The following is an 11,869-nucleotide window of genomic DNA, read 5'->3' on the forward strand; positions in this document are numbered from 1 at the left end:
CAGGACAGAGGGGGGCGCTGTCCCTCCAGCTTCTCAATCGATTGCGATTGCGCCCTCTGGCATATGCCCGGCTAGCAGGTGACCAAGGTCGGTATTCCTTCACGCCCCCCTCTGCCCTGCCGGGCATCTCCCCCACACGGGGGGAGATTGGCAGCTTCGGCTAGGCGGCTCACCGCGATTATCGTATCTGGCGGCAATCGCCTCGCAATCTTGCGCCAAATTGCGCCCCGCAGCGAAACATCGACAAGAAATTTCGCCGACATATCTGCATCTTGCGGGCGCTTGCCGGCCGAGACGCCGGGTCGGGCTCGGGGCCTGATGAATTGGCGCTGTGCCGGGCGCGCGGATGTGCAAATATCGGCGCCAGGCAAATGGGAGGACCATGGTCATGACCGATGCTGGGATGTTGCGGTTTCATGTGCCGGAGCCGGAGGTGCGGCCGGGCGGAACGCCCGACTTCTCCAATGTGCCGATCCCCCACGCCGGCTCGGTGCCGCGCCCCGAGATCGATGTCGATCCACGCACCATCCGCGACATGGCGTTTTCGATCATTCGCGTGCTGAACCGCGATGGCGAGGCGGTCGGGCCATGGGCTGGACTGCTTTCCGACGAGGAGCTGCTCGAAGGCCTGCGCCACATGATGACGCTGCGCAGTTTCGATGCGCGCATGCAGATGGCGCAGCGCCAGGGCAAGACCTCGTTCTACATGCAGCATCTCGGCGAAGAGGCGGTGAGCTGCGCCTTTCGCAAGGCACTCGCGCCGGGCGACATGAACTTCCCGACCTACCGGCAAGCCGGCCTGCTCATCGCCGACGGCTATCCGATGGTCACGATGATGAACCAGATCTATTCCAACGAGGCCGATCCGCTGAAGGGGCGGCAATTGCCGATCATGTATTCGTCGAAGGAGCACGGTTTCTTCTCGATCTCCGGCAATCTGGCGACGCAATACATCCAGGCGGTCGGCTGGGCGATGGCCTCGGCGATTTCCAACGATTCGAAAATCGCGGCGGCGTGGATCGGCGACGGCTCGACCGCCGAATCCGATTTCCATTCCGCACTGGTGTTCGCCTCGACCTACAAGGCGCCGGTCATCCTCAATGTCGTCAACAACCAGTGGGCGATCTCGACGTTTCAGGGCATCGCCCGCGGCGGCTCGGGCACCTTTGCCGCGCGCGGGCTTGGCTTCGGCATTCCGGCGCTGCGCGTCGACGGCAATGACTATCTCGCCGTGCATACGGTGGCCAAATGGGCGGCGGAGCGGGCGCGAACAAATCTCGGGCCGACGCTGATCGAATATGTCACCTACCGCGCCGGCGCGCATTCGAGCTCGGACGATCCGTCGGCCTATCGTCCGAAGACGGAGTCCGATGCCTGGCCGCTCGGCGATCCGGTCATGCGGCTGAAGAACCATCTGATCCAGCGCGGTGTCTGGTCGGACGAGCGCCATGCCCAGACCGAAGCCGAAATTTTGGAAACGGTGATCGCGGCGCAGAAGGAGGCCGAGAGCAACGGCACGCTGCATGCCGGCGGCAAGCCGTCGACGCGCGAAATGTTCGAAGGCGTGTTCGCCGAGATGCCGCCGCATCTGCGGCGCCAGCGCCAGCAGGCGGGAGTCTGAACCATGCCGAGACGGACCATGATCGAGGCGATCCGCGACGCCATGGATGTGTCGATGGCGCGCGACGAACGCGTCATCGTCTATGGCGAGGATGTCGGCTTCTTCGGCGGCGTATTCCGCGTCACCCATGGCCTGCAGGCCAAATACGGCAAGAGCCGCTGCTTCGATGCGCCGATCAATGAATCCGGCATTGTCGGCTCGGCCATCGGCATGGCCGCCTATGGGCTGAAGCCATGCGTGGAAATTCAGTTTGCCGACTACATGTACCCGGCCTACGACCAGCTGACCCAGGAAGCCGCAAGGCTGCGCTACCGCTCGAACGGCGATTTCACCTGCCCGATCGTGGTGCGTATGCCGACCGGCGGCGGCATTTTTGGTGGCCAGACGCACAGCCAGAGCCCGGAAGCCTTGTTTACCCATGTGTCGGGCTTGAAGACGGTGGTGCCGTCCAATCCGCATGACGCCAAGGGCCTTTTGATAGCGGCGATCGAGGACCCCGATCCGGTGATTTTTTTGGAGCCGAAGCGGCTCTATAACGGCCCGTTCGACGGCCATCACGATCGGCCGGTGACGCCATGGTCGAAGCATGAACTGGGCGAAGTCGCCGACGGTCACTACACGGTGCCGCTCGGCAAGGCGGCGATCCGCAGGGCGGGGTCCGCGGTCACCGTGCTTGCCTACGGCACCATGGTCTATGTCGCGCAGGCCGCGGTCGAGGAGACCGGCATCGATGCCGAGATCATCGATCTCAGAACGCTGCTGCCGCTCGACCTCGATACCATTGTCGCTTCGGTGAAGAAGACCGGGCGCTGCGTCGTCGTGCACGAGGCGACGCTGACCTCGGGCTTCGGCGCCGAGCTTTCGGCACTGGTGCAGGAAAATTGTTTCTACCACCTCGAAGCGCCGGTGGCGCGCGTCACCGGCTGGGACACGCCCTACCCGCACGCGCAGGAATGGGAATACTTCCCCGGACCCGCGCGGGTCGGCCGCGCGCTTATCGAAACCATGGGAGCTTAAGATGGGCGAACACATCATCAAGCTGCCCGATGTCGGCGAAGGTGTCGCCGAGGCCGAGCTTGTGGAATGGCACGTCAAGGTTGGCGATCTCGTGCGCGAGGACTCGGTGCTGGCTGCGGTGATGACCGACAAGGCGACGGTGGAAATTCCGTCGCCGGTCGATGGCGAGATACTGTGGCTGGGTGCGGAGATCGGCGACACGGTGGCAATCGGCTCGCCGATCGTGCGGCTGAAGGTTGCTGGCGAGGGCAACGTCAAGCCGGATGCCGCCGGGGAGATGGCGAAGGCCGAGGCGCCGGCGAAGCCAGCCGAGGCCAAGTCGGCTGAAACCAAATCCGAGGCGCCCCCGGCAGCAAAGCCCAAGCCGGCAGAGCCGCCGGCCAAAGCTGCGCCAGCGCCAGTTGCCACGGCGAAAAGCAATTTCGGCGCGCCGCGTCCGGAGGGGGAAAAGCCGCTGGCATCGCCCGCTATCCGTCTGCGGGCAAAAGAGGCCGGCATCGATCTGCGCCAGGTCTCGGGGACCGGCCCGGCCGGCCGTATCAGCCATGAAGATTTGGAAGCTTTTCTGGCGCGTGGGCCGCAGGTGGCGAAAGCGTCGGGTCTCGCCCGCAATGACAGCATCGAGGACATCAAGGTCATTGGTCTCAGGCGCAAGATCGCCGAAAAGATGTCGCTGGCCAAATCGCGCATCCCGCATATCACCTATGTCGAGGAGATCGACGTCACCGCGCTTGAGGAGCTGCGCGCCGCGCTCAACAAGGAGAAGCGCAAGGGCGTCGAAAGGCCGAAGCTGACGCTGCTGCCGTTCCTGATGCGGGCGATGGTCAAGGCGATTGCCGACCAGCCCAACATCAACGCGCTGTTCGACGACGAGGCCGGCATTATCCACCAGCATGGCGGCGTTCATATTGGCATTGCCGCGCAGACGCCGTCGGGGCTGGTGGTGCCGGTGGTCAAGCATGCCGAGGCGCGCGACCTCTGGGACTGCGCGGCTGAGCTCAACCGCCTGGCCGAGGCGGCGAAGTCGGGCACGGCGAGCCGGGACGAGCTGTCGGGCTCGACCATCACCATCACCTCGCTCGGCGCCATGGGCGGCGTGGCGACGACGCCGGTCATCAATCATCCGGAGGTGGCGATCGTCGGCGTCAACAAGATGATGGTGCGGCCGGTCTGGGACGGCACCCAGTTCATCCCGCGCAAGATGATGAACCTGTCGTCCAGCTTCGACCACCGCGTCGTCGACGGCTGGGACGCGGCGGTGTTCATCCAGCGCATCAAGGCGCTGCTGGAAACGCCGGCGCTGATTTTTGTGGATTGAGGGGCGGAGCGACCGAGATGACGGCGGGACAGCGCCCCCCTCTGCCTTACCAGGCATCTCCCCCACAAGGGGTGAGATTGGACGTCACGCCGGGTTTCGCCAACCTTCATTGGTTGAGGAGCGGGCGAAGCGACGAAACTGCTAATCTCCCCCCTCGTGGGGGAGATGTCCGGCAGGACAGAGGGGGGCGCGAAGGATCGCGACGGAACATTCCCTCGCATCGAAGGGTCACGCCATGAAAGAAATCTCCTGCAAGCTGCTCGTCATCGGCGCCGGGCCTGGCGGTTATGTCTGCGCCATTCGCGCTGGCCAGCTCGGTGTCGATACGGTGATCGTCGAAGCCGGCAAACCGGGCGGCACCTGTCTCAATGTCGGCTGCATCCCATCCAAGGCGATGATCCATGCGGCGGAAGAGTTCGAGGCGGTGTCGCAGATGGCCGGCGGCGGCAGCCCGCTCGGCATTTCGGTGACGGCACCGGTGCTCGATCTCGGCAAGACGGTCGCCTGGAAGGACGGCATTGTTAGCCGGCTGACCAGCGGCGTCGCCGGACTGCTCAAGAAGGCCAAGGTCAAGACCGTTCATGGCTGGGCAACGTTTCGCGACGGCAAGACCGTGGCGGTCGAGACCGAGACCGGTACGCAGATCATCCGCGCCGAGACCGTGGTGATCGCCACCGGATCGGCGTCGGTCGAATTGCCATTCCTGCCGTTCGGCGGGCCGGTGATTTCGTCGACCGAAGCTCTCGCTCTCAGCGAAGTGCCGAAAAAGCTGGCGGTTGTCGGCGGCGGCTATATCGGCCTTGAGCTCGGCATGGCCTTTGCCAAAATGGGTGCTGCGGTAACCGTGGTCGAGGCGCTGCCGCGCGTGCTGGCGCAGTATGACGCGGAACTGACCCGGCCGGTGGTGAAACGGCTCGTCCAGCTCGGCGTGGAAGTCATGACTGGCGCCAAGGCCAAAGGCGCCAAGGGCGACGCATTGCTGGTCGAGACCTCGGACGGCAAGAGCGCCAAAATCGCCGCCGACAAGATCCTGGTCACGGTCGGCCGCAAGCCGGTGACCGAAGGCTGGGGCCTGGACCAGATCGACCTCGATATGGCCGGCAAGTTCATCAAGATCGACGACCAGTGCCGCACCTCGATGCGCGGCATCTACGCCATCGGCGACGTCACCGGCGAGCCGATGCTGGCGCACCGGGCGATGGCACAAGGCGAAATGGTGGCCGAGATCGTCGCCGGCCACAAGCGCAGCTGGGACAAGCGCTCGATCCCGGCCGTCTGCTTCACCGATCCGGAGCTGGTCACCGCCGGCCTGACGCCGGAAGAGGCCAAGGCGCTGGGCGAAATCAAGATCGGTCAGTTCCCCTTCGCCGCCAACGGCCGGGCGATGACCAAGCTCGGCGAGGACGGCTTTGTCCGCGTCGTGGCGCGTGCGGACAATCATCTGGTGCTGGGCATCCAGGCGGTCGGGCAAGGCGTGTCGGAACTGGTGGCGTCGTTCGGGCTGGCGCTCGAAATGGGCGCGCGGCTGGAGGACATCGCTGGCACTATCCACGCGCATCCGACGCAGGGCGAAGGGTTCCAGGAAGCAGCGCTGAAGGCGCTGGGCCACGCGCTGCATATCTAGGGGAGCGTGATCTCCCCCCTTGAGGGGGAGATGTCGCCGAAGGCGACAGAGGGGGTCGCCTCGCGTAGAGCGCCAACCTTCTTCTGTCGCAGGGAAGGTCGCGTCCAGTCGAACCGACCCCCTCTGGCCTGCCGGCCATCTCCCCCTCAAGGGGGGAGATACGCAGCTTCAGCTCGCCAGCCGGCGCCGACCCATCGGTTGTCGCAGATCAGCAGAATGTACTAAGTGTCTGTCGATGGGCACCGGACTGAAGAAATACATCGCCATACGCTACAACATCGCGGCTCGCTTCAAGCCGAGCCAGTGGGATGGGAAGGGCCGCGCCAATCTCGATCCGGTGTGGCTGGTCGAGCGGCTTGCGTTGTTCGACACATATTGTGCGCCATCCCTTGAAGGCCAATCGCTCAAGGATTTCACCGTCCTGGTCGCGTTCGATGCCGATACCCACGAGAATTACGTCAGGACGGTGTGCAATTGCGTGGCCGGTGTCGACGTCAGGCCAATCCTTGTCGAGGCTGGCGAGGATCACAATGATCGCTTCAATGCGTTCGTCCAGGCCGATACCGATGCCGAATATGTTTCGCTCACGCGGCTCGACAGCGACGACGCGCTGGCGCCGACCTTCATGGAGCGGGCCGACCACTACGCGCGCACGGAGATCGCCAAAGGTGCGGTGGATGCGCAACCTCTGTACATCGCCTTTCCGCATGGCCACAATTTTCACGTGGCGACCAATTGGTATACGGACCACGACTACGTGACCTCGGCTTTCGGCACGCTGGTCGAAAAGAGATCGCTGTCGATGAGCGGCATCTACAGTGCGCACCACGCGAAGATGGCGACGATCCACAACACCGTCGTGGCGGCATCGAAGGGCGCGCAATGGTGCATCGTCATCCATGACAACAACGCCGCCAATGTGTTGAAGGGAAAGCCGGTCGCGGAGCCGTCTTTCACAGTCGGCCGGCCGGGTGCCGAAACCAAGGTGCCAGTGCGAAGGGAAAGCGCGCGACGACAGGGGGCGCAGGCCAGCATGGCGCCGCGAACCGCGGACAAATTTCATCCGCTTTCTGCTCGGACGACCGATGCTGCTGCGGAAGTAAGGGGGGCAAGGCCGAAGGCACTGGAAGGCGCCGCCCTTGGAGTGCGTGATCTCCCCCCTTGAGGGGGAGATGGCCGGCAGGCCAGAAGGGGTCGGTTCGACTGGACGCGACCTTCTTGCGATAGATGGAGGTTGGCGCTTCACGCGCGGCGACCCCCTCTGTCGCCTTCGGCGACATCTCCCCCTCAAGGGGGGAGATTATTCAGCTCAGCTCGCGAGCCGGCTTACCATCTCGTGCTGGGCGTAGGCGCGCCCGAAGCGGTTGGCCAGGAATGCATCCAGCGCGACGTCTTCCTGCTTGACGAAGCCGGTTGCCGGCAAGGTGCCGTCTGCCAGCATGTCGAGCACGGCGCAGATGCCGGACGCGGTGGTGATCTGGATGGCGCTGCGGACCTGGTTGCCGACGCGCTGCGAATAGATCTTGTTGGCGTAGGTTTCCTGCAGCAGGCGGCCGTTGCGGCGGCCCGCGACGGTGACGAAGACGATGACCACGTCCTGCAACGTCGACGGCAGGGCGCTCTCGAAGATGTCCTTCAGCACGTCGCGGCGGTGGCGCAGGCCAAGATCGTTGAGCAGCGCCTTCATGATAGCGGCGTGGCCGGGATAGCGGATGGTGCGGTAGTTCAGCGTGCGCACCTTGCCCTTCAGCGTTTCGGCCAACGTGCCGAGCCCGCCCGAAGTGTTGAAGGCCTCATAGGTGACGCCGTCGAGCGAAAACTCCTCGCGCTCTTCCAGCGGCGGCACTTCGATCAGCTCGCCCTCGACGATCGCTTCGCAGGGCTCGCAATATTCGTTGATGACGCCGTCGGTGCTCCAGGTCAGATTGTAGTTCAGCGCGTTGGACGGGTATTGCGGCAGCGCGCCGACGCGCATGCGCACGCTTTCCAGCGTGTCGAAGCGGCTGGCGAGATCGTTGGCGACGATCGAGATGAAGCCCGGCGCCAGGCCGCATTGCGGAATGAAGGCGCTCTTGCCCGAGCGCGCCAGTTCCTTGACGCGGCGGGTCGAGACGACGTCCTCGGTCAGATCGAGATAGTGGACGCTGGTGGCGGCGGCCGCTTCGGCGATACGGGTGGTCAAATGGAAGGGGGCGGCGCTCAGCACGGCGAAGGCGCCGGCAAGAGCTGCCTCGAGTGCGCCCGGCGCGGTGATGTCGAGCTCCAGCGTCTCGACGCCGGCGGGGAGTTCAGCCGCGGCAAGCTGCGCCGCCGCGCGGTCGACGACGGTGACATGGTAGTCGCCGGTGTCGGCGAGCATGCCTGCAATGGTCGAGCCGATCTTGCCGGCGCCGACGACGATGATTTTCTTCATGACCTTGTCCCTCGTGAAAGCTTTTTGTCCCGACCGATGCGGGCGGGCGACATTGTCCCAAGAATCGCAACTTGCCTGGCGAAAGGAAGCGTGGAATTGTTCGAAACGAACCCTTTGACTGAACGATATGCCGATAAGGTTCGTCGAAATGCTCAGCGATGCCGAACAAAGACTGCTTTCCCTGCTGCGCGCCAATGCACGCGCATCGACCGCCGAACTGGCGCGCCAGCTCGGCGTGTCGCGCACAACCGTGCAAAGCCGGATCGAGCGGCTGGAACAGCGCGGCATCATCACCGGCTATGGCGTGCGGCTGGCGCCGGACTATGAGCAGGGGCTGGTCCGGGCGCATGTGCTGCTTACCGTCACGCCCAAGCTCGCCGACAAGGTGGTGCGCGCATTGCAGGCGCTGCCGCCGGTCAGGACGTTGCATTCGGTGAGCGGCAATTTCGACATGATCGTCATCGTCGACGCGCCGTCGATAAGGGATCTGGATGCGCTGCTGGACGAGATCGGAGCGATGGACGGGGTCGAGCGGACGTCGTCGTCGATAATTTTGTCGACACGGATCGATCGGTAATCTCCCCCCTTGAGGGGGAGATGTCGCCGAAGGCGACAGAGGGGGTCGCCTCAGCTGCCTCGACCTTATCTTTGAGAAAAGGAGAGGTCGCGTTTCACGCGATGCGACCCCCTCTGGCCTGCCGGCCATCTCCCCCTCAAGGGGGGAGATTAGCTAAGCCCTCCGCCTTTCCGGCCCACTATCCAACCACGCCACATCCTCCGGCGACAGCTTGATATCCAGCGCTTTCAAACTGTCCTCCAGCTCGTCCAGCGTGCGCGGGCCGATGAGCGGGACCGAGGGGAAGGGCTGCGCCAGCACGTAGGCGAGCGCGACGTGGATCGGGCTTTTACCCAGTCGCCCGGCCAGTTCGATGGCGCGGTCGCGGCGCCCAAAATTTTTCTCGGAGTACCAGACCCGAACCAGCTCCTCATTGTCCTGCTTGTCGCGGCCGGCGCGGTCGGTGAAGAAACCGCGGCCTTGGCTCGACCAGGCGAAGTTGGGCATCTGCCTTTTCGTCAGCCAGGCTTTCCACTCGTCGGTGGACGAGGTGATGCAGCCGGCCCAGATCGGCTCCAGCATCTCAGCCAGCGAGAAATTGTTGGAGAGCGCGCCGGGCTTCTGCTTGCCGTTCTTTTCGGCATAGGCGATCGCCTCGTCCATGCGCGCCATCGTCCAGTTGGAGCCGCCGAACAGGCCGCGAATGCGCCCGGCCTTGGCCTCCGCGTCCATCGCGTCGACGAACTCGCCGACCGGCACGTCGGGATTGTCGCGGTGCATGAAGTAGATGTCGACATGGTCGGTCTGCAGCCGGTCCAGCGACTGGGCGAGCTGCTTGCCGATGACATCGGGGTAGCAGAGCGGCGAGTGCGCGCCCTTGGCGATGATCACCGACTGCTCGCGCACGCCGCGATTTTTCAGCCATTGGCCGAGCAGCGTCTCGGTGTAGCCGGCGCCGTAGACATAGCCGGTGTCGAAGAGATTGCCGCCGGCCTCGAAAAACGCGTCGAGCAGGATCGAGCCCGACGAGAAGGTGCGGAAATCCTCAAAGCCGAGCGCCACAACGGAGACCGGTTTCGACAGGCCTGGAATCTTGCGCTTGCCGATGGCGGTGCCGTCGGTGCGCAGCGGCCGGCCGACAATGGTGTTGATGCGCTTAGCCGGCTTTTCGATCTCGTATTCGAGCCCGACGGCAGCGCGCCATCGGTCGAGCACACGCAGCGAGCCGAGGCTGTCGGCCCAGTCCATCCCCGGCCAGGCAAACTCCTGTCGCCCGGCCAAGATCGCCTCGCCGGCGGCGTCGACCTCGAAGGAATAGAGATGGCGGGCCTCGTTGACGCTGATGGTCTCGCGCCTGCCGTCGGCGTGGATCACGTCGATCTTGCCGAGGCCGACATCGCGGTCGCCGCCGGCAAACCAGAAATCGGGCACCTCGATGCGACCCTTGGTGCCGAGGATGGAGAGCACATTCTCCTGGTTGAGCGAGATGCTGCAGGACACGTTGGCGACGATGCCACCGGGGAAGTGCAGCAAAGCCGAGGCCCATTCGTCGACGCCGGACTCACCGAGATGGGCGGTACCGACGACCTTGTCGGGGTCGGCGAAGGGCTTTCCGACAGCTGCCCCCGCGATCAGCCGCGCCATCGACACGGGGTAGCCGCCGACATCGAGGATGCCACCGCCGGCGAGATCGTTGGCATAGAGCCGGTGCTCCGGCATGAAGCCCGGCATGGCAAAGCCGAAGCTCGATTTGATCATCCTAACGTCGCCGATGACGCCGGACTTGATCAGATCGACCAGCTTCAGCGTCTGCGGATGCAGCCGGTACATGAAGGCTTCGCCGAGGAAGGTGCCGGCCTTGCGCGCGGCGTGGATCATGGCGTCGGCCTCGAAAGCGGTCAGCGCCAGCGGTTTTTCGCACAGAACGTGCTTGCCGGCTTCCGCCGCCTTGATCGCCCATTCGGCATGGCCGGGATGGGGGATGGCGATGTAGACGGCGTCGATCTCGGGGTCGTCGAGCAGTGCCTGATAGCCGTCGAGGATACGAGCGCCAGGAAATGTCTGGGCCAAGCCTTCTTTGCCGGGATTGCGGGCGCCGAGCGCTGCCAGCGTGCCGGTGCGCGAGCCTGCCACGCCGCCGGCAAAGGCTTTGGCGATGCTGCCCGGCCCGAGGATTCCCCAGCGGATGGGCGCGGTTGAAGTCATGGTCATTCTCCTTGGGAGGCTGGAAGGGTCAGCGCAGCCGCTGACCGTTTTCGTCGAACAGATAGGATTTGCGGATGGACACGGTGATTTCCGAGGTGTCGGGAACCTTCGCCGCGTCGCGCTGGATCACCAGGTCCTCGCCATGGGCGGTCCTGGCATAGATGAAACTGGTGCCGCCGAGATGCTCGACCACGTCGATGCCGACGGTGAGGTCGGCGTCGCCTTCACCGCCATTGCCGAAATGTTCGGGCCGCACGCCGACAATGACCTTGGCTCCGGTTTCCGGCACGGCGCCGGCCAGCGGCTGCATGATGCGGGTCTTTTCCTCGCCCACCAGTTCAACGGTGACGCTCCTCGTGTTGCGCCCGACGACGCGGCCTTTGATGAAATTCATCTTCGGCGAGCCGACAAAGCCGGCGACGAACTGGTTGTCGGGATTGTCGTAGAGGTCGAGTGGCCGGCCGATCTGTTCGACATGGCCGCCGCGCAGCACGACGATCCTGTCGGCCAGCGTCATCGCTTCGGTCTGGTCGTGAGTAACATAGATCATCGTCGTGCCGAGTTCCTTGTGCAGGCGCGAGATCTCGACCCGCATTTGGACCCTGAGTTCGGCGTCGAGATTGCTCAGCGGCTCGTCGAACAGGAACACTTGCGGTTCGCGCACGATGGCGCGGCCGATGGCGACGCGCTGGCGCTGGCCGCCCGACAATTGCTTCGGACGCCGCGCCATCAGCTCGCTGATGCGCAGGATTTCGGAGGCACGTTTCACCCGCCGCTCGGTGTCCTCCTTCGGATTGCCGGTCATTCTGAGACCAAAGCTCAGATTCTGCCCCACCGTCATGTGCGGGTAGAGCGCGTAGGACTGGAACACCATGGCGATGCCGCGCTCGGCCGGCTCGACATCGTTCATCACCTTGCCGCCAATGGCGATCTCGCCGCCGCTGATATCCTCCAGCCCGGCAATCATTCGCAGCAATGTCGACTTGCCGCAGCCGGAAGGGCCGACGAAGACGACGAACTCGCCATCGGCGATATCGATGTTGGCGCCATGGATGATTTCGTAGCTGCCGAAGCGCTTGATGACATTGGTGAGGGTGACTGCCGCCATGTCGCTC

At 64.4% G+C, this 11,869-nt stretch carries 9 protein-coding genes; 6 read left to right on the forward strand and 3 right to left on the reverse strand.

The annotated features are described in order from the left end of the window. The first annotated feature begins 388 nt into the window (after window positions 1-388). The 5 genes from AC1DYO_RS18700 (at window position 389) to AC1DYO_RS18720 (ending at window position 6,745) form a co-directional block, all read left to right on the forward strand. A complete protein-coding gene (locus tag AC1DYO_RS18700; protein WP_477265709.1) occupies window positions 389-1,621 on the forward strand; it encodes a thiamine pyrophosphate-dependent enzyme in 1,233 nt (410 codons plus the stop codon). A 3-nt stretch (window positions 1,622-1,624) separates the two neighbouring features. Next, window positions 1,625-2,638, forward strand: a complete 1,014-nt coding sequence (locus tag AC1DYO_RS18705) for an alpha-ketoacid dehydrogenase subunit beta (RefSeq protein ID WP_181060554.1) — start codon at window positions 1,625-1,627, stop codon at window positions 2,636-2,638. Between the two features lies 1 nt (window position 2,639). Next, complete coding sequence (locus tag AC1DYO_RS18710; RefSeq protein ID WP_477265711.1) at window positions 2,640-3,956, forward strand: dihydrolipoamide acetyltransferase family protein; 1,317 nt, start codon at window positions 2,640-2,642, stop codon at window positions 3,954-3,956. Between the two features lie 235 nt (window positions 3,957-4,191). Continuing rightward, complete coding sequence (lpdA, locus tag AC1DYO_RS18715; protein WP_477265713.1) at window positions 4,192-5,580, forward strand: dihydrolipoyl dehydrogenase; 1,389 nt, start codon at window positions 4,192-4,194, stop codon at window positions 5,578-5,580. A gap of 235 nt (window positions 5,581-5,815) precedes the next feature. Then, window positions 5,816-6,745, forward strand: a complete 930-nt coding sequence (locus tag AC1DYO_RS18720) for a glycosyltransferase (protein WP_477265715.1) — start codon at window positions 5,816-5,818, stop codon at window positions 6,743-6,745. 144 nt (window positions 6,746-6,889) lie between these two features. Here AC1DYO_RS18720 and AC1DYO_RS18725 read toward each other — a convergent pair whose 3' ends face one another. Beyond that, on the reverse strand, window positions 6,890-7,993 hold the full coding sequence (locus AC1DYO_RS18725; protein WP_477265717.1) for a saccharopine dehydrogenase family protein: 1,104 nt from the start codon (window positions 7,991-7,993) through the stop codon (window positions 6,890-6,892). Between the two features lie 148 nt (window positions 7,994-8,141). Here AC1DYO_RS18725 and AC1DYO_RS18730 point away from each other — a divergent pair, with 148 nt between their 5' ends. After that, the gene (locus AC1DYO_RS18730; RefSeq protein ID WP_477265904.1) at window positions 8,142-8,570 is read left to right on the forward strand and encodes an Lrp/AsnC family transcriptional regulator; all 429 of its coding nucleotides are present in this window, start codon (window positions 8,142-8,144) and stop codon (window positions 8,568-8,570) included. A gap of 153 nt (window positions 8,571-8,723) precedes the next feature. Here AC1DYO_RS18730 and AC1DYO_RS18735 read toward each other — a convergent pair whose 3' ends face one another. Further along, a complete protein-coding gene (locus AC1DYO_RS18735) occupies window positions 8,724-10,754 on the reverse strand; it encodes an aldo/keto reductase (RefSeq protein ID WP_477265719.1) in 2,031 nt (676 codons plus the stop codon). 28 nt (window positions 10,755-10,782) lie between these two features. Next, window positions 10,783-11,862 (reverse strand): ABC transporter ATP-binding protein, encoded by a 1,080-nt coding sequence (locus tag AC1DYO_RS18740; RefSeq protein WP_477265721.1) that lies wholly within the window; start codon window positions 11,860-11,862, stop codon window positions 10,783-10,785. Window positions 11,863-11,869: the final 7 nt, after the last annotated feature.

The organism is Mesorhizobium sp. P2_F5 (assembly GCF_056403715.1).

Bases quoted from the DNA above. Each gene is read 5' to 3' on its own strand.
- AC1DYO_RS18700 (WP_477265709.1), top strand. From the start codon at position 389: ATGACCGATGCTGGGATGTTGCGGTTTCATGTGCCGGAGCCGGAGGTG.
- AC1DYO_RS18705 (WP_181060554.1), top strand. From the start codon at position 1,625: ATGCCGAGACGGACCATGATCGAGGCGATCCGCGACGCCATGGATGTG.
- AC1DYO_RS18710 (WP_477265711.1), top strand. From the start codon at position 2,640: ATGGGCGAACACATCATCAAGCTGCCCGATGTCGGCGAAGGTGTCGCC.
- lpdA (WP_477265713.1), top strand. From the start codon at position 4,192: ATGAAAGAAATCTCCTGCAAGCTGCTCGTCATCGGCGCCGGGCCTGGC.
- AC1DYO_RS18720 (WP_477265715.1), top strand. From the start codon at position 5,816: ATGGGCACCGGACTGAAGAAATACATCGCCATACGCTACAACATCGCG.
- AC1DYO_RS18725 (WP_477265717.1), bottom strand. From the start codon at position 7,993: ATGAAGAAAATCATCGTCGTCGGCGCCGGCAAGATCGGCTCGACCATT.
- AC1DYO_RS18730 (WP_477265904.1), top strand. From the start codon at position 8,142: ATGCTCAGCGATGCCGAACAAAGACTGCTTTCCCTGCTGCGCGCCAAT.
- AC1DYO_RS18735 (WP_477265719.1), bottom strand. From the start codon at position 10,754: ATGACTTCAACCGCGCCCATCCGCTGGGGAATCCTCGGGCCGGGCAGC.
- AC1DYO_RS18740 (WP_477265721.1), bottom strand. From the start codon at position 11,862: ATGGCGGCAGTCACCCTCACCAATGTCATCAAGCGCTTCGGCAGCTAC.